The organism is Candidatus Merdisoma sp. JLR.KK011 (assembly GCF_036941125.1).
In the GTDB taxonomy this organism is placed as follows: Bacteria; Bacillota; Clostridia; order Lachnospirales; family Lachnospiraceae; genus Laedolimicola.
The window spans coordinates 1,665,844-1,681,435 of the sequence record NZ_JAYWSZ010000003.1; the positions used below are offsets into that span (position 1 = coordinate 1,665,844).

General features: G+C 51.1%; 21 protein-coding genes. 3 read left to right on the forward strand and 18 right to left on the reverse strand.

Annotated elements, in window-relative coordinates; genetic code table 11:
* Nucleotides 1-362: 362 nt before the first annotated feature.
* From VV089_RS09055 to VV089_RS09140, 18 genes are all read right to left on the reverse strand, one after another.
* Nucleotides 363-3,137, reverse strand: a complete 2,775-nt coding sequence (locus VV089_RS09055) for a DUF927 domain-containing protein (protein WP_334335665.1) — start codon at nt 3,135-3,137, stop codon at nt 363-365.
* Complete coding sequence (locus tag VV089_RS09060) at nt 3,134-3,487, reverse strand: DUF7768 domain-containing protein (RefSeq protein ID WP_334335666.1); 354 nt, start codon at nt 3,485-3,487, stop codon at nt 3,134-3,136. The genes VV089_RS09055 and VV089_RS09060 overlap by 4 nt, the downstream gene beginning before the upstream one ends.
* 70 nt (nt 3,488-3,557) lie before the next feature.
* Entirely contained in the window at nt 3,558-4,361 is an 804-nt protein-coding gene (locus VV089_RS09065; protein ID WP_334335667.1) for a hypothetical protein, read from the reverse strand.
* 22 nt (nt 4,362-4,383) lie between these two features.
* The gene (locus tag VV089_RS09070) at nt 4,384-4,716 is read right to left on the reverse strand and encodes a hypothetical protein (protein ID WP_334335668.1); all 333 of its coding nucleotides are present in this window, start codon (nt 4,714-4,716) and stop codon (nt 4,384-4,386) included.
* Between the two features lie 12 nt (nt 4,717-4,728).
* Nucleotides 4,729-5,280, reverse strand: coding sequence for a hypothetical protein (locus VV089_RS09075; RefSeq protein WP_334335669.1), 552 nt, complete (start codon nt 5,278-5,280; stop codon nt 4,729-4,731).
* Between the two features lie 2 nt (nt 5,281-5,282).
* On the reverse strand, nt 5,283-5,732 hold the full coding sequence (locus tag VV089_RS09080) for a gp33 family protein (protein ID WP_334335670.1): 450 nt from the start codon (nt 5,730-5,732) through the stop codon (nt 5,283-5,285).
* Nucleotides 5,733-5,734: 2 nt separating this feature from the next.
* The gene (locus VV089_RS09085) at nt 5,735-6,862 is read right to left on the reverse strand and encodes a hypothetical protein (protein WP_334335671.1); all 1,128 of its coding nucleotides are present in this window, start codon (nt 6,860-6,862) and stop codon (nt 5,735-5,737) included.
* A complete protein-coding gene (locus VV089_RS09090; protein ID WP_334335672.1) occupies nt 6,844-7,077 on the reverse strand; it encodes a hypothetical protein in 234 nt (77 codons plus the stop codon). The genes VV089_RS09085 and VV089_RS09090 overlap by 19 nt, the downstream gene beginning before the upstream one ends.
* A gap of 6 nt (nt 7,078-7,083) precedes the next feature.
* On the reverse strand, nt 7,084-7,296 hold the full coding sequence (locus VV089_RS09095; RefSeq protein ID WP_334335673.1) for a hypothetical protein: 213 nt from the start codon (nt 7,294-7,296) through the stop codon (nt 7,084-7,086).
* Entirely contained in the window at nt 7,289-7,462 is a 174-nt protein-coding gene (locus VV089_RS09100) for a hypothetical protein (RefSeq protein ID WP_334335674.1), read from the reverse strand. The genes VV089_RS09095 and VV089_RS09100 overlap by 8 nt, the downstream gene beginning before the upstream one ends.
* A complete protein-coding gene (locus VV089_RS09105; RefSeq protein WP_334335675.1) occupies nt 7,462-8,829 on the reverse strand; it encodes a DEAD/DEAH box helicase in 1,368 nt (455 codons plus the stop codon). Before VV089_RS09105 ends, VV089_RS09100 begins: the two co-directional genes overlap by 1 nt.
* Before the next feature lie 12 nt (nt 8,830-8,841).
* Nucleotides 8,842-9,222 carry a hypothetical protein gene (locus VV089_RS09110; RefSeq protein ID WP_334335676.1) on the reverse strand — a complete coding sequence of 127 codons (381 nt, stop codon included), beginning with the start codon at nt 9,220-9,222 and terminating at the stop codon, nt 8,842-8,844.
* Nucleotides 9,223-9,272: 50 nt separating this feature from the next.
* Nucleotides 9,273-9,857, reverse strand: a complete 585-nt coding sequence (locus VV089_RS09115; protein ID WP_120484865.1) for a sigma-70 family RNA polymerase sigma factor — start codon at nt 9,855-9,857, stop codon at nt 9,273-9,275.
* Nucleotides 9,838-10,218 (reverse strand): hypothetical protein, encoded by a 381-nt coding sequence (locus tag VV089_RS09120; protein ID WP_277820640.1) that lies wholly within the window; start codon nt 10,216-10,218, stop codon nt 9,838-9,840. Before VV089_RS09120 ends, VV089_RS09115 begins: the two co-directional genes overlap by 20 nt.
* A 2-nt stretch (nt 10,219-10,220) precedes the next feature.
* Complete coding sequence (locus VV089_RS09125; protein ID WP_103240148.1) at nt 10,221-10,856, reverse strand: cell wall hydrolase; 636 nt, start codon at nt 10,854-10,856, stop codon at nt 10,221-10,223.
* Nucleotides 10,853-12,433 carry a hypothetical protein gene (locus VV089_RS09130; RefSeq protein WP_334335677.1) on the reverse strand — a complete coding sequence of 527 codons (1,581 nt, stop codon included), beginning with the start codon at nt 12,431-12,433 and terminating at the stop codon, nt 10,853-10,855. Before VV089_RS09130 ends, VV089_RS09125 begins: the two co-directional genes overlap by 4 nt.
* Before the next feature lie 38 nt (nt 12,434-12,471).
* Nucleotides 12,472-12,633: a BOW99_gp33 family protein gene (locus VV089_RS09135; protein ID WP_334335678.1), complete on the reverse strand. Its 162-nt coding sequence runs from the start codon at nt 12,631-12,633 to the stop codon at nt 12,472-12,474.
* Nucleotides 12,634-12,646: 13 nt separating this feature from the next.
* The gene (locus tag VV089_RS09140; RefSeq protein WP_120484869.1) at nt 12,647-12,889 is read right to left on the reverse strand and encodes a helix-turn-helix domain-containing protein; all 243 of its coding nucleotides are present in this window, start codon (nt 12,887-12,889) and stop codon (nt 12,647-12,649) included.
* Nucleotides 12,890-13,039: 150 nt separating this feature from the next.
* Here VV089_RS09140 and VV089_RS09145 point away from each other — a divergent pair, with 150 nt between their 5' ends.
* The 3 genes from VV089_RS09145 (at nt 13,040) to VV089_RS09155 (ending at nt 15,522) form a co-directional block, all read left to right on the forward strand.
* The gene (locus VV089_RS09145) at nt 13,040-13,402 is read left to right on the forward strand and encodes a helix-turn-helix domain-containing protein (RefSeq protein ID WP_162226826.1); all 363 of its coding nucleotides are present in this window, start codon (nt 13,040-13,042) and stop codon (nt 13,400-13,402) included.
* 73 nt (nt 13,403-13,475) lie between these two features.
* A complete protein-coding gene (locus VV089_RS09150) occupies nt 13,476-13,874 on the forward strand; it encodes a DUF4236 domain-containing protein (protein ID WP_334335679.1) in 399 nt (132 codons plus the stop codon).
* A 154-nt stretch (nt 13,875-14,028) separates the two neighbouring features.
* Nucleotides 14,029-15,522, forward strand: a complete 1,494-nt coding sequence (locus VV089_RS09155; RefSeq protein WP_334335680.1) for a recombinase family protein — start codon at nt 14,029-14,031, stop codon at nt 15,520-15,522.
* Nucleotides 15,523-15,592: the final 70 nt, after the last annotated feature.

Sequence of the window (15,592 nt, forward strand, 5' to 3'; positions counted from 1 at the left end):
ACCGCCGCTTTTTCAAGGGATTTTTCTGCTTTTTCCGTAGCCGCTCACCTCCTATCGCCTATTCTTCCTATCGCCTTTTTATTTCTCTTTGGCGACATGAATAAAATCTTGTATTTATGGGGCTTAAATGTATTTCCTATCGCCTATCGCCTAATTTTCGGAAATATACCCGTACTTTTTGAAAAAGGTCTAAAATTTCTTACCTTTTTTATTTTGCAATAAAGCCTATATAATAGGCGATAGGGCGTAAGAATATATATAATAGGCTTAAAAGCCCGCTTGTTTTCGGTGTTTTTTACATATCGCCTAACCTATCGCCTAACCTATCGCCTATTTTTTAGGCGATAGGAAGAAGGTATAGTTTAATATGGCAGCTCCGTTTCTTCTTCCTCGAAAGGCGACTTTGTGTCAAAGTCTAATTGCTGCCATTCCTCCGCTTTCGGTTTTTCCTTAATTCCTGCGGCTTCTGCTGCCTCATCTTCTTCCAATGGGTCAATAGCTTTTGAAAATCTCCCTATATCAAATTCAACAAAGCGGCTTGATCTGTTATCAAACCATTTTGAAATACTGTATTCTCTGCCGCCGTTCTTTTTGGGCTGGGAAGCAATAATATTTTTATCCGCTAAATATTTCATGGTTTTTCGCGGGCTATATCCTGCTTTTGTCAATGCCTGGTTAAGAAGCGAAGGAAATATATAAGCCTTGTCTTGTGTCGAACTTATGAAGCCCAGGCAGGTTCCGATTGCCTTGTCCCCGAACTGGGCGCGGTTGCTCAATATCCAATCAACTATAAATTGTGTCGCGTTCTCGTTTACGTCGCTTACTCCTGCGGTAAGCTGTTCTTGTATAATTGCTTTCGCCATCTGTACGGCCCGCTCCCATGACTCCTTCCGTATTTCAAGCGCTTTCTTACGCTTTTCGCCGTTTTGATAACAATTTTCGGCTTCCTGGTCACAATTTTGGCCGTTTTGCTCCGCTTTTCCCTCTCTGAATATCCATGTATCTATGATCGCATCCGCAAGGGCGACCGCGCTTATCCCGGCTATGTGGGCGCCGCTGGTTCCGTTGGCTGCTGCGTAAATTTCTTCTACCATCTTTTCGTATTGATCCGTTATGGTGCGCTCGTCTGTTTCAAGAAGCCGGGTTATAAATTCCGGCCCCGCCCAGCCGCAATTTACGGGCGCCTGCTGGTGCATAAGGCTGGCGGACTTCTCGTCGTCGAAAGGGCCGCCGTATATCTCCAGAACACGGGTACTTACGCCGGTCTGCGTGGTGTCTGTGCTTAAGGGTTCCTCGCCGGTTGCCAGGGCTACGGTGCGCCATGTATTAAGCGCCTGCAAGCCGCCGCCCTTGCTGCCCCTGGCGCGTCCGGTTCCGCTGGCGATCATGTAAACAATCTTTTCCAGGTTCTCCTGCTTCTGGCCTGCAAGCTGCCGCTCGTCAATGCCGAGTGGAAGGTCGTTATAAAAGCCCGCCATCCTTTCCAGGGCGACCTGGGTGGCGTTAAAATTTACCATAAGGCGCTCCGGGTCGCCCCAGGCCGAAAGCGCCGCCTTAAGTGCTGCGGTCTTTCCGCCCTTGCTGCCGCCCCAGTTATATACAAAAAATATCCGCTGTTGTAATATCCGAAGCAACGGGGCCGCGAAGCTGGCCGCCAAAATAAAGCGGAACTTGTCCCGGCTCCGGTGTGGCTGCATGGTGTCCACCCATCCCTCGAAGGTTCCGGCGGCGTGGTATGCTGCCGCCCAGCCTCTTAAGGATGGCTCAATATCCAGGACTATGTCGTCCCCGTGTCCTGGAAGGAAGCGCCCTTTTGTCTGCCAGCCGAAGGTGGACGTTGAGTCTGCCTTCTGTATGATGTCTATGTTCTCCGCCTCCAATGCGGCCAGGAAGCTCACCACCTGCTTTGCGTTCTCGCTGGTGATGGTGCATCCCAAATCTGCAAGGGCTGTTATGTTCCGGGAAGTAAAAACCGTAGAACGCGGGTATATAGCGCGGCTCCACTGGCCGTCCCGTTTAAAGGCAATCTCTATTTTTTCCTCGCCGGTTTCCATGCTCTTTAAGCGCTGGGTTAATATGATCGGCGTCCTGCAGACCGTGGTCGGTATCGCCTTCTTTTCGTCTATGTGGCTTATGCCCTTTTCTGAATAGATCCAGCCTTCCGGCTGTCTAAGGTTTACGGGTGCGCCCTTTATGGCTTCCGGGATCGCGCTGGATATGTCGTCAAGGTCTATCTTCTGCGCCCGTTTTATTGCCTTCTGTATTTTCTCCGTGGCCTTCTCTGCGCCCTCTTTAAGATAAAGCTCCGAAGGGTCCTTAACGCCGTACTGCTTGCAGCTCCAGGTGTAAACCTCGCCCACAAACTCCGACTCCTGCAATATCCGGCAAATTTTAGCCAGGAACGTCTGGCCGCCCTGGTCCGGCTCCTGGTGGATGTATAGTTTCAAGTCCTGCAATTTTGGAACCATCCGGGCGTTAAAATTGCTTGCGCCCGGAACGCCCAGCGCCGGGACCTTCAAATACCATAAAGTCTGGGTGTCGCTTTCCCCCTCAACCAAAACGGCCCAGCCGGTCTTGCGTAGCTCCGGCAGCCTCCAATCGCCGTATAAAATCAACTTGCCGGAACTGCCCCAGCTCCATCTAAATTCCTTGTCGCCGTAGCGCTTGCGAAAAATCGGGGTTGTGTTTTCTTCGTTGAAGTAAGGCATTTTAAGGTATTGTGAGCCGTCTTTGTCTTTCGCCGTGGTGATGCCGCAAGTGTCTTTTAAGAAGTCCTCCGGCAAATGCTTTGTAAAGGTGTATTCTGCAAGGCTATAATTTTTATATTTCTGCTTCGGCTTTTTATCCTGCTTCGGTTCCTCCAGCTTTCCGTACTTCTCTAAAATCTGCTTATATGCTTCTTTGGTGTCTACGCCGTTAAGCTCCGCCCAAAAATCAATAAAATTTCCGCCGCGATCCTCTGAGAAGCAGTGCCACTGGCCGGTCTTTAAATTTACGCTAAAGCTGTTTTTTTGGTCGTCGTGGAAGGGACAGCGGCCTACAAGGTTCCCGCCGCTTGGTTTCGCGCCTTTTATGATTGCCCGGTATTCTGTTTCGTAATTTACAAAATCGTCAATGTTAAGCTGCTCGGCGTTCATTCCATCACTTCCTCAATCTCTTTTCGGGTCATGCATATTATTCTTCCGCGCTTCCCTTCCTTCGTCGCCTCCCGGATCTCTGCGTACATCCCTTCGCTGATCTTCCCGTCAATCAAAATTAAAAGAAATTCGTCAGCTTCCCGAAGCTCTTTTATGCCTATCTGCGTCCCGATCCGCCGCTCCCTCTCGTCCCCGTCGTCTAAAAACTGGGTATAGTAAAGGTGCGGAGCTATAGGCTGCTTACCTTCTAAAATAACCTTCCTGCAGAAATACCGCGCCACCCTGCGGTTAAACTCGCGCCCCCGTTCCGTAAAGGCCCGGTAGCGTGAAATAATGTATACCTTTTTCATGCGCTTATCCTCCAACCGTCTATTTTCGCCTGGGGGGGGGTAAGCGCCCGCGCCCCCAGGCTTTTGTGCCTTAATTAAAGGGTAAATCCTCGGCGCCCTCCGGTACGTTCATAAAGCCCGCTTCGTCTGCTTTGGGTGCTGCCGGTCCCTCCTGGGTACTGCTGCCGGTCTTTGCGTAATCGTCGTCGCCTATGTCGATCTGCCGGTGCTGCTGCTTAATAAAGTCCTTCATGACTCCGGCCTCTTTTTCCTTTTCGGAGCTTAACTTACCAACGAAGGAAAATACGGCGCGGCTGTATGCAATTCCGGCGGCGTTCTTTTCTTTCTTCAGCGTAATCCTGGTTACAACCTGCCAACAACGGAAGCCCTTTAAAATAACGCGCTTTGCGATATAGTCCCGCATATATTTAAGGCTGGTCGGCGGAAGGGAAAGCACCAGGGGTACGGGGTTCCCTTCCCGAAGAATGAAAACGCGGTGTACGTTCTTACAAGCCTTCCCCTTGTCGTCGCTGCCGAACTGGTTATAAGGGCAGCTCGCGCAGTCCTTAATTTCCCCGGTTTCCCGATCTACTCCCTGCTTTCCGTCAAAGCTGGAACAGTCCGGCTGCTCGTTTCCGCCTGCGAACTTCTCGCGCCAGTATGCATTGACCGGGTGGTGGTCCAAAATAACGCCTACGATCTCCGTTGCGCTCTCCGGGTTCTCGTCGTCCTCTCCGGGAACCTCGAAGGCAAGGCCGCCCCCGGAAGGAATTTTAACGCGGTCAAACGGAAGGCTCCCCAGCCCGTCCATTTCCTCCGCTACTGCCTGCGCCAAATCTCCGCTTATGGTCTGCAGGTCGAAGCTGTCTACTACTTTCAATTCGTTCTTTGCCATGGTTTTGTGTCCTCCTTTTTATTTATGCGCCCGGCGTCAATAAAGGCGCTGCGGCGTCCTGCGCTGCTCCCTCTGCTGCATCCTTGCCAGCTTCCTTCAATGCCTGGGGCGGGACCTTCTCTACGTCCTTAATGCGGTAACAGGTTTCAATGCTTGCCTGGCGGTATTTGTTTTCGTGCTGCCCGTCCAGGGTAGTGGTAACAAAGTAACCGTTTGAAAGCCCCGCGTATCTGCAGACGACGTCCTCCGGGGTTCTCCGGTTAATGCGAAGCATAATAGCGTCGCCTTCCTTCAAGACCTGGCCGTCGCTGGCCTCAACCTCAACTTTTACAATCTCATTTACTTTTAAAGCCATCTTATCCCTCCTTTAATTTTCTCCCGGCTCTGCGTCCGGATCGTAGCTCTCGGCGCTCTCCTGCGCCTCCTGGGCGTCGTTTTCGCCCTCGCCCTGGGATTCTTCCGCGTCCTCAAACTCGGCGCCCTCCTGGCCGTCCTGGGCCTTCATTTCGGCTATGGCCTGCTCTATCGGCGTCCGGCTGTCGTAGCCGTAATAAAGGTCGTTCAATATCCGGGTAGCGTCTGCTGCCATCCCTATGGCCTCCATAGCAAGCTCCAGCGCCTGGTTGTAAATATCCCCGCAAATGCTCACGCCGTCCTCGCCCTTTACCTGCAAAAGTTTTAAATAGTCCTCCATGCCGTTCTTAAGGACCTTCGCCTTGGCTCCGATCTTGCTGTATGCCTCCGCCGCGATTCCGTAGCCTTCGTGTTTGCTCTCTACCTTCTTAAGCGGCCAGCCGCTTTCCTCAGCCTCCATCCGGCGCTTGTCGTAGAAGAACTTAATAACCTTCCCTACGTTGGTTTTAAGATCCTTTTCCGATTCGAGCCTTACGTCGATCTCCATCTGCTCGTATGCATCCATGCTTACTCTCCCTTCTTCTTTTTGGCGTTCTTTGCCGCCTTATTTGTTTCCTTGCGCTTTGCTACGTCGTAATACTGATAAGGCTTTATATATTCCTCGAAGTCCTCCGGCAGCTCCCCGTCGTTTTCCTCAACAAGTCCCGCCATAGCTCCGTTCAAGGTCTGCGCGTTTACGGTGCGCTTAATAATATCCCCCAGCCCATGTTCCTCCAATGTTTCAAAAAAGCCGTCCTCGTCGCAGTCACCGATTTTGTTGTACTTGGTCTTATCCTGCAAGCTGTAAAGGAAGCCGCCCCGGCTTACCTTCGGGCTTTCCGCGTCGATCATGGCCTGCGCCAACTCCTTGCGCTTTTTCTCCAGCTCCTTATTGTTTTCCGTGGTGGCGTCCTTAAGCCGGTCCTTCTCGTCCAGCAGTCCCTTGTATTCGTCAATCAATGTAAAAATATCTGCCACTTTTATTCCTCCTTTTCTTCAAGCTCTGATATCTCGTCCAAAAATCCATAAAGCGTTGCTACTTCGCTTTCCTCCAGCCGGTTCTCGATCTTCTCTGCAAATTCGCAGAAACGGTCGTAAAGCGGGCGGGCCTTTTCCCTCTCCTTATCGTTTTCCGCTTTAATATCTGCGTAAAGCTCCGATTTCAGAATAACGTCCCGCTTTGCCTGGGAAACAATGACCGGCTTATATCCCCGCTTCTTTATCTTTTCCATGTCCTCCTGGTCGCTTACCGGGACGGCCTTGGCTCCGTGTGTGTTCATGAAGTCCTCCGCGATCTCGTCCCGAAGCTCCGCCGGAACTGAATAGGAATTGATATATACCCCGCTGTATGATTCAAGCGCTTTCTTTGTGGTTTCGGCGTCCTTCAATTCCTCAATCATGCGGGCTGCGTACCACTGAACATCGAAGCTGTTTACCATGCTCCGGTCGCGCTCCAATCTTACGATCTTCGGCTTAAAGTCGATTCCAATGTCCAGCCGCTGGTCCTTGCAAATATGAAGCCCTCCGACGAAAATGTGGCCTATGTATTCCTCGTCGTCAAGGATCGCGCCGTAGCTGGTTTCCCTGCGGCTGTAATTCTCCTGCAGGTGTAAATTGCAACTCTGTATTTTCTCGTAGTCCTCCGGCGTTATCCCGCCGACCTCAATAATTAAGCTATGCTCCGGTACTTCCTTCCATATGGCTTCGTTTTCAACGAAGAACGTAGGAACCAGGGCGCCGTCGTACTTCCTGGATTTTACAAGCCGGGGCCGCCAAATTTCCCGGCGGCAGTAATTGTAGAAAACAACGCTTTTCCCCAAACGAAGGAAAACAACGGTAGCGATCTTATAGCCTTCGCCGTGGTTCCCGATCATCTCGCTGTCCTTTGCCTTCGTGGTTACGCCGAAAAGAAGCGTTTTTATATCCAGGTCGCTATGCTTGTTTCCGATCCGCATAACCTGGGTTTCGCTGTCGTAATTGAAAAACATTTTGTTGCTGCCGTCCCTGGTCTGCTCGTCTATGGAATTTTGAAAAAATTCTCTTGTTGCCTCAACTACTCCCCACTCCGGGACGTAGTCGGCGCTTATGCTTAATTCGTATTTTCGCATTTCTTTGCCTCCTGCTCTTTGTATTCTTCAAGCGTCGGGCGCGGCCCGTCTAAGTCGTCCCAGGTGTAGCGCTTGTGATTCTGGTCCTCCCAAAAGCTGCGGTAACAATTCCGGCAAGCGCAACGCCCGGAAAGCCAGCGCATAGCGCCCCAATATTCCGGCTTGCCGCAGTGCTTGCAAATAACAATTTCTTTCTGCTCGGTCTGTTTTGGCATGGTTCCTTATCCCTCCTTCTGGTTAAGCGGACACCAGCGCGGCGCCGTCTTGATGGGTATTTCGTCCGCCCTGTCCTGCGCGATCCTGCGGTGCGGCATGGTTTCTGTCTTAGCTTCCGGGTGCATACAATAAAAGTTGTTTCTCCCGCAGTTCCGGCCCTCCATCAATAAATTGCTGCAGGTTTTACAAACTGCCTTTTCTTTGCTCGGTTTACTCATGGCTTTCCTCCTTCTTGCTTATAATGAAAACTTTTTCCCCTTCAAAATCTGCAAGGGCTACGCTCACCCTCTGATCCGGCTCGAAGCCTGCGGCCTCTCTAAAATCCCTCGGAAGAATTAAGCGCCCCTTGCCGTCAAGGTTCCGGGTTACTTTAATAGCCTCCATCAAAAATACTGCCTCCAATCGTCTACTATGGTTTTTGCCAGGTCCTCTTTTTTGGAAAGTGCTTTTAAAATAATCTCGTCTACGGTTTTCTCTACTACCAAATGGATATATGTGCAGGTGTTCCTCTGCCCTATTCTGTGAATACGGGCCAGGCTCTGGCTGTACGCTGCGTAATTAAAGTTTTCGCTGTAATAGACGCAAGTGTCGGCTGCTGTTAAGGTAATCCCCAGCCCGGCGGTGTCAATCTGTGCAAGGAATACTTTTATTTCCGGTATCTTCTGGAAGTCCGCTACAATCGGCCCCCGGTCGTCGATCTTGATGTCGCCGTATATGCTGCGGTACTGTATCTTTTTCTTTTCCAGGAGCTTCTGTATTAAGTCAATCTCCGGGCGGAACCGGCAGAAAATAACCAGCTTCTTTCCTTCGCCTATAACGTAATCCTCTAAAATGTCCTCCAGGGCGTTTAGCTTCCCCTTAAATACAAGCTCCGGCTTCGTCCCCTCGTCCGCCTGGATAAAACCTCCGGTAAACTGCTGTAGCCTCAAAAGTTTTGTAAGTACCGTCGGGGCCGTTATCATGCCGCCGTTCTCCAGCTCTGCGAAGCTGTCTTTTTTAATCTTGTCGTAAAGCTGCTTCTCCTTCCCTGCAAGCTGAATATACCGCGTTAAAAATGTTTGCTCCGGCAGGTCCAGGGCTTCCGCCTTCGTTACCCGGTAAGCTATACTATGCTCCTTTTGGATAAGCTGATCTAAGTCCTTATAGCCTACAATCTGCTTTCGGTTGAAGCCGCCCATAATGGCGTAGCGCCCCCGGAAGGCGTAAAAGTTATAGCCGAAAATGTTAGGGTTTAAAAATCTGTACTGGCTGAAAAGGTCTATAGCGTCATTCTGTACCGGCGTACCGGAAAGAATGAGCTTATACTTCGCTATGTCCCCGATCTGGTGCATGGCCTTACTCTGTTCGGCGTCGGGCGTCTTGATCCGCTGGCTCTCGTCCGCTATAACCATATCCGGCTTCCAATCAAGAAGCGCCTCAAACAATCCCTCGCGCCATGTGCTTTCGTAGTTTATGACCGCAACCTTAAGCGCCTTAAAAGGAAAATTGTTAAGGGCTTCCAGCTCCTGCAGGCGCTTTTTCTTGTCGCCCAAAAGTACGTTTACTTTGTATTTAAAGTCCGCGTAGTCCTTAAATTCCTTCGGCCATACGCTGCAAACCGAAGTAGGCGCAACCACTAAAACCTTCTCAATGGCTCCCTTTTCGTATGCTGCCCCCGCGATTGCAATCGCTGTTAATGTCTTGCCGCAGCCCATTTCAAACAAAAGCCCGAAGCCTTTACCCTGGGCGGCGGCCTGCTGCCTCTTTGCCATCCGCTTTCCTCCTTACTTGCCAAATACGGCGGCCTTTAAAAGTTCTTCCATGACCTGGTTAAAGGCTTCCTTTTTCTCCTGCTCCGTAAGTCCGCTTTTAACCTCTTTGCTTTTCGCCTCTAAAATCTGCGCCACCATGTGAAGAATGAAGCCCGCCCTTACGGCGTTTCCGCTGCTTTTCTCAATCGTGGAAGCGACGAGGCTCCCTATTGTGTCCGGGTAAATCGGGGCGGGGATTTCTCTGCCGATAAATGCTGCCTGCGCGTCTATAAGCTGCGCCTTCCCGTCCAAAAACTCCCCGGCCTTGCTTACTGTGAAGCAGATAACCGTATCGCCGTTAAGCTCCTGTTTGTGGCCGTCCTCGTGTTCAATCAATACTTTTACTTTTCTCATTCTGCTTATACCTTCCTTTTCGTTTTTTATTTATATCAAGGCTTAAAGCCTTAATAGCTCAATAACACCCGCCCGCCCCACGCCTCAATACCCCCCCCCCGCACAAAAACTGCGGATACTGCCTTTTTTATGCGCTCTCTGTCTTTCCAAAATTCCGTTATTGCCGTATGGCCGCCCCGCATAATCTCTACGGGCGTTTCGCCTTTTACCATCCTCATAAGGTGCTTCCGCTGCCGCTCCGTAAGCGCTGGCATAACCTCGTTTAAAAGGTCCTCTATGTTCTGCTGGTCCTCAATCTCCCGGATGGCGTCGCGCTGATCTGCAATCTGTCCCAGGTACTCGTTGCCCTCCGCGTTAAGGTCGTTAAGGCTGAATAATATGTAAGAGTCCCTCAGCCGGTCCGCGTGGTATTTCTTTATTTTTGCGGACTCCATCTTTTTGAAGGCAATCGTTGAAAACTTATACTTGTCCCGAAGCTCCGGCTTTCTGTGCCACTCCTTTACCGCCTGCAGGTAAGCTATGGCGCATATGTCGTAATGCTCCGCTTCGGTAAGCCGGTAGTAATTCAAGAAAGAATATATAAGCCCGTGGTTTTCTTCCGCAAACTTGCGCTCTTTACTGTTCAATGCTTCCATGACCGCCCTCCTTATCCTCCGGCGGCGGTACTAATCCGAAAGTAATAAGAGCCATGTTTGCCGCCCTGGTCTGGTGCTTGTAAAGGGGGAACTTTACCGGATACTTGTAAAGCGGTTCCGGCTCCGGCTTCATGCGCTCCGCGTCTACTGCCTGGGCGATAATATTAAGCCGCTGCCGTTCCGCTTCAATGGGTCCCGGAAGCCGTACTATTCCGGCCAGCTTGTTTAAAAGCTCAATCTCCGCCGGGCCGTAAAACATCCGCTCCGCTTTGCTCCACTTCATCTTGCCCCAGCTCTTTATAATTGTGAATTGTGTGTTATCGGCTTCTTTTATAAGGATCTGCCCTTCCTTCATGGCCATCTTCAATTTGCTTTCGCCTCCTTCTCTGTATAAAATGTATGGTTCCCGTGTATGAAAAGCCGTTCAAGGTTCCGGCTGTGCCAGGTGCTTTCCTCGTCCTCCGGCGTCCGCTCGAAGTATAGCGCCCCCTGGCTTTCGTCCCAGCCCTGGATCTGTATCAAGTCAAGCGCCGCCCAGCAGTCCGCATCCGGCTTTACTCGGTCGTACCTGCCGTTATGGTAGGAAGTAAAGGCGTTCTCCTGGGAAATAACGCCGCCTACGGTGTCCGGGAACTTCCCGGAGTGCTGCCGGTTATAAATTACAAGAATAACAAGCGCTTTCCCTTCGGTGTCCTCGCCCTCCGCCTCCGCCATGGCCATCCTTGCGGCCTTGTATTCCTCGGCGGCTGTCCAGCCTAAGTCCTTCCCCTCCTGCGCCTCGCTGTGCGCCTCTGTAGGCGCTTCCGGCGCTATGGTGGGCATTTCCCCGACCGCTTCCGTTTCCTCCAATGCTGGGCGCTCCTGGTTCGTCACAGCGTATACTGAAAAGAACACGCTTCCGGTTGCCAATAGAAAGGCGCTGCTTATTGCTATCCGCTTTATCAAGTACCGGCGCCGCGCCCTCCGCCTTCTCCGTCTGCGGTATTCTCTGCGCGTCAATCCTCCGCACCTCCTTCGGCGTCCATCTTTTCAAGTAAAAGGGTTAAGGCGTCAACCAGGATTTTGTGGTTCCGGATAAACTTTGCCGGGGCGCCTGCTTCGCCTCCGTCCTTAAGGTAGGCGCTTTCTCTCTTAAGAATGTCCGCAACGTCAAAGCGGGAGTATTCCTCCGGGTTCGGCTCCGCTTCGGCCTCCAGCTCCTGGGCCTTTTCCTCGTACCCCATACAGCCGTTTTCGTGGGTCTTTTTGCCCGCGCACTCACCCTCATGCTCGCAAGTGTCGCAAAGTACCGGCTCCGGCTCCTGCCGCTCGTCCCTGGTCTTTGCTGCCTCCTGCGCCGGATCGTCCATCGGCTCGTCCTCGACTTCCCGAAAATCGCCGTCTATGATTTCCGGCTTTCCCGGTTCCTCCGCCTCTGCCTGCAGCTTCGCGGCGGCCCTGGCTGCCTTCTTTTCCTCAGCCTCAATCCGGCGCTTTTCCTCCTGCTGCTTAATAAGGTCGCGGACGTTTTTCTGCGCCCCGTTGGAACGCTCCACAAAGTCGGCCTTCTTTTTCTCCGCCTCCTGGATCTCCTTAATCCGTTTAGCAATCTGCACCCAGGTAAGCTCCTTTTTGTGGTTGATCCGGATGCCCCTGGCGCTCCCGGTGTAATCCTGCAGCGCGGCTCCCCTGCCGCCTCCGCCTCCTGCGTTTTTGTACCGTTTCTTTAAGTCCTCCGCCGTGATGTTGTCCGTGGTCTTAATACCGGCCCAGTCGTAAAAGGCTTTTATATCGCGGTCGGAAGGTTCCGGCCTCTTTGCTTCGGCCTCGCGCTGCTGCTTCCGCAGTTCCTCCTGGGCCTGCTTTTTCTCGTCCTCGTCCTTTTTCTTTGCGACGTCGCAACGGTTGAAGCAAGTTTTATTTGTGCAATTAAGGCAGCAGGGGTCTGGCTCCTTGTCGCCTTCCCGTACCGGGGCGAGTTCCGGGTGTAAAAGCTGGCACTCGTCTTTGTAAAGGCTGTAGGCTATATTTTTTTTCCATTCTTCGTTGTTTACCCTGGTACAAGGGAACGGGTTCCCCAGCGGGGCGGTTCTGCAGTGCCTGGGTTCCTGCCTTATGGCGCACTCCCTGCAACATGAAAAGCAATCGTATTTTCCGTCGCCGCATCCTGGTGTGGTAAGTAAGGAACCTTCCGGGCGCTCCGTTTTCGGAAAGCCGTAGAAGGAACGCGGCGCCTCCTGCCTTTTCTTCATGGCGCGTATCTCCCGGACCGTTGTTTCCTGCGTTACCTTTTCGAGTTCCTCGTCCGGCAAGCCTAACATTTCCTGCAGCTTGCTTACGCCCATCCCGATGTACTTCTCCGCCATATGCTCCCCGCCGTCAATGGAAAAACGGGCGTTAATGGCCATGAAACGTGAAGCGCTGGAAGTGCTTAAGCCGTACTCGCCTTTTGCAAATTCCCATATGCTTTTATAGCCGTCCTCCGTGAAAAGTGCGTTTTCGCTGATCTGCCGAAGAAAGTAACCAACCATAAAAAAATCTTCGGCGGCGTCCTCCAGGTGGCTTCTTATGCCTGCTTTTAAGTCCTGGTATTTCACTTCTTATCCCTCCTTGTCTATCTGGTTTCTTTGCCCTCTTACGCCTGGCTTGTCCGCGTTTTTGCTTCCGTGCCGGGCTTCTGGCCTGCTAAAAAGTTAGCAATCAATTTGTAAACGGCTTCGGTTTTTCCGGTGGGCGGTATGATCCGCCCCTCTATGCTTTTAAGCTCCGTTCCGTCTGCTAAAATGTGTTTAACCATCCGGCGCCCTCCTTTATGCTCTGCTTGTCTGGGTGTCGTCTGCAAGTTCTTTGAATAGCACCCAAATGTCCGAACCTGGAAAGCATCTTGTAACAATTAAAAAGGCTTCGTTAAGGTTTATAGGCGTTTTCCTTGAAAGTTTGTTGCTCATGGTGTCCCTGGTAACGCCTGCCGCCTCCGCCATGTCCTTAATGGCTATATTGTTTCTCGCCATCTCGGCCCGAAGGTTTTCAAATGCTATATTTGTTCTTGCCATGCTTGCTTCCCTCCTTTTCTAAAATCGTGCAATGCGTGAAGTACAATAAAAGAATATCGTGCAATGCGTGAAATGTCAAGCCCTATTCCTAAATTTTTTCTTGCAATGCGTGATTTTTTATGCTATCGTATTAGGGAAGGAAGGAGGCGTATGATGGATTTTTACTCTATACTGCAAGAAATACTAAGCGAAAAAGGGTTAAGTATTCCCGAAGCGGCCAGGGCTTGCGGGCTTTCTGACTCAACGCTTCGCAGTATAATAACTAGGAAAAATAAAACCGTAGCTCTTGAGGTTGCTATGAAAATCTCTAAGGGGCTATGTGTTTCCCTGGAGCGGCTTAATGGTATGAAGGAACTGGGGCCAAAAAATAACGCAATGCATCCGGATGAAGAAAAGTTACTAAAGGACTTCCGAAGCCTTAATAGCGAAGGCAAAAAGTATATACTTCAAACAATGCAAATGGCCGTAATGACCTATAAGGAAACGCCAGCGGCTCAAAAAAGGGAAGCGTAAGAAATGGCAAAAAGTACAAGTACCGAACCGAAGGAAAAATAACGTACATAGAATTTTAGAAAGGGGCTGTAATATGGGATTGCAATATCGAAAATCTAAAAACCTGGGCGGCGGCGTCCGGCTGAATGTTGGAAAGAAAAGCGCCGGGTTGAGTGCTGGCGTCAAGGGCGCCCGTGTCAGCGTAAACTCTAAAGGGCGTGTCGGATTAAGTCTTGGAATACCTGGGACGAACTTCCGCTATAGAAAAGTAATGTCGTCTAAAAAAGGCGGCGGCGGTTTTATCGCCGCCATTGTAAATCTTACTTGGTGGCTTCTCGTCGCTACGATCTGGGCCTGCTGCATGATCTTTGTTTACCTCTGGAAGTTCACCGTGCTTTTATGTAAGTTCGTAGTGTTTTTAGGGAAAAAACTGTTTTACCTGGCAAAGAAAGCGGCGGCAAGGCTCCGCCGAAAAGAAATTGTTGAAGAATAAAAAGGAAGCCCGCGCCGCCTATTGGTGTAAGCGGCGCGGGCTGGCTGGCTGCCATGTATAAACATTCCGAGCTACTTAATTATACATCAGCCCGCCGGAAAACACAAGTAAAAGGTAGGGCTATTTTTGCGCTCTTTTTTAAGGTGGTGTATTTATGAATAAAGGAAATATAAGCCCGGCTCCGGCGGCGTTCTCCCTGGATAATGTTGCCGATCTCTATATCCGGGTATCTACAACGGAACAAGCGGAGGAAGGTTATAGCGTCGGGGAACAAGAGGCCCGGCTCCGCTCCTACTGCTCCGCTATGGGCTTTACTGTAAACGCGGTCCATATAGATCCGGGGTACTCCGGGGCTACTCTCAACCGTCCCGGCATCAATCAAGTTATTAAGGACGTGCGTTCTGGCTGTGTGAAAAAGGTTATAGTCTGGAAGCTGGACCGGCTCTCCCGGTCCCAAAAAGACACCCTTGTGCTTCTGGAAGATGTCTTTTTAGAAAACGGCTGTAACTTCGTTTCCCTTATGGAAAGTTTTGATACGGCCACGCCCTTCGGTCGGTGTATCGTTGGAATACTGGCCGCCTTCGCTCAAATGGAACGGGAAAATATAAAATCCCGCTTAATGATGGGGAAGCAAGCCGGGCTTAAGGAAGGTAACTATTACTCAGGCATAACGCCTATCGGCTACAAGTCCGAACTGCAAGAAAACGGAAAGCGGGCGCTTGTCGTGGATTCCTATATGTCCCAGGCCGTCCAGGATATGTATCGTCTTTATAGCTCCGGTCGAAGCCTGGGGGAAGTCGGCGTATATGTTCAAAAGAAATACGGTGTATATGCTGATCGGGACCGGCGGGCTGCTGCGGATCAGTGCAGCCGGGTCCTCCGTAATCCGGTTTACGCTGGCCGCGTCTTTATGAATGATATGGAATACGCTGGGAAGCATGAGGCCCTGGTTTCCCCGGAAGTCTGGAAGCAGGTCAATGACCGGCTGGCTCAAAACCAAAAAGCCTATAAGCGGGCGTATACCGGTTCGGACGGCCTGCTTTCCGGCCTGCTGTTCTGCGGCGATTGTGGGGCGCGGCTTTCCATCCGCCAGTGGGGCTGGAAAGGAAGCAAAGTAAATAAATATATATGCTACTCTGTAAGCCGCTGTTCTAAACGGATGATCCGGTCGGACTCCTGCTCCAATCGGAAAAACCATTTTAATGTGGCCGACCTGGATGCCCTGGTTCTTGGGGAAATAAAAAAGCTCGCCCTCGATCCGGCGTCCCTGGATGCCCTGGTGGAAGAAAGAAGCGGCTCCCGTGCAGCTCCGAACCTGGACGCCTTCCGGGAGCGCCTGGCAAATATCGAAAAGCAAATAACGCGGCTCCTTAATCTCTATCAAACGGGGATCGTAAGCCTGGAAGAAATACAAGGCCGCCTTGCTTCCCTTAAAGAAGAACGGGAAACGGCGCAGAATTGCCTGGAAGAAGCCGAGGGGGAAAACTCCGGGAAAATGTCTAAGAAGGAAGCTACGGACGCCCTTGCCTCTCTCGCCGGGGTAATTGAAGCCGGGGACGCTGATCGGCTCTATTCGCTGGTGCATAGCCTTATAGAAAAGGTTGTAGTATTGAACGGGGAAATAACTATATACTGGGCTTTTTGTTAAAGAAAGGCGGCTTTTGTTTCTATACAACAAATAGCCGCTTACTCTTTAAAGTCTACGGCGGGAATGTGAA

Coding starts and splice junctions, on each gene's coding strand:
- VV089_RS09065 (WP_334335667.1), bottom strand. CDS start 4,361: ATGGCAAAGAACGAATTGAAAGTAGTAGACAGCTTCGACCTGCAGACC.
- VV089_RS09105 (WP_334335675.1), bottom strand. CDS start 8,829: ATGGCAAAGAGGCAGCAGGCCGCCGCCCAGGGTAAAGGCTTCGGGCTT.
- VV089_RS09115 (WP_120484865.1), bottom strand. CDS start 9,857: ATGGAAGCATTGAACAGTAAAGAGCGCAAGTTTGCGGAAGAAAACCAC.
- VV089_RS09110 (WP_334335676.1), bottom strand. CDS start 9,222: ATGAGAAAAGTAAAAGTATTGATTGAACACGAGGACGGCCACAAACAG.
- VV089_RS09055 (WP_334335665.1), bottom strand. CDS start 3,137: ATGAACGCCGAGCAGCTTAACATTGACGATTTTGTAAATTACGAAACA.
- VV089_RS09090 (WP_334335672.1), bottom strand. CDS start 7,077: ATGCCAAAACAGACCGAGCAGAAAGAAATTGTTATTTGCAAGCACTGC.
- VV089_RS09100 (WP_334335674.1), bottom strand. CDS start 7,462: ATGGAGGCTATTAAAGTAACCCGGAACCTTGACGGCAAGGGGCGCTTA.
- VV089_RS09140 (WP_120484869.1), bottom strand. CDS start 12,889: ATGGCAAGAACAAATATAGCATTTGAAAACCTTCGGGCCGAGATGGCG.
- VV089_RS09150 (WP_334335679.1), top strand. CDS start 13,476: ATGGGATTGCAATATCGAAAATCTAAAAACCTGGGCGGCGGCGTCCGG.
- VV089_RS09145 (WP_162226826.1), top strand. CDS start 13,040: ATGATGGATTTTTACTCTATACTGCAAGAAATACTAAGCGAAAAAGGG.
- VV089_RS09070 (WP_334335668.1), bottom strand. CDS start 4,716: ATGGCTTTAAAAGTAAATGAGATTGTAAAAGTTGAGGTTGAGGCCAGC.
- VV089_RS09075 (WP_334335669.1), bottom strand. CDS start 5,280: ATGGATGCATACGAGCAGATGGAGATCGACGTAAGGCTCGAATCGGAA.
- VV089_RS09155 (WP_334335680.1), top strand. CDS start 14,029: ATGAATAAAGGAAATATAAGCCCGGCTCCGGCGGCGTTCTCCCTGGAT.
- VV089_RS09095 (WP_334335673.1), bottom strand. CDS start 7,296: ATGAGTAAACCGAGCAAAGAAAAGGCAGTTTGTAAAACCTGCAGCAAT.
- VV089_RS09085 (WP_334335671.1), bottom strand. CDS start 6,862: ATGCGAAAATACGAATTAAGCATAAGCGCCGACTACGTCCCGGAGTGG.
- VV089_RS09120 (WP_277820640.1), bottom strand. CDS start 10,218: ATGGCCATGAAGGAAGGGCAGATCCTTATAAAAGAAGCCGATAACACA.
- VV089_RS09060 (WP_334335666.1), bottom strand. CDS start 3,487: ATGAAAAAGGTATACATTATTTCACGCTACCGGGCCTTTACGGAACGG.
- VV089_RS09135 (WP_334335678.1), bottom strand. CDS start 12,633: ATGGTTAAACACATTTTAGCAGACGGAACGGAGCTTAAAAGCATAGAG.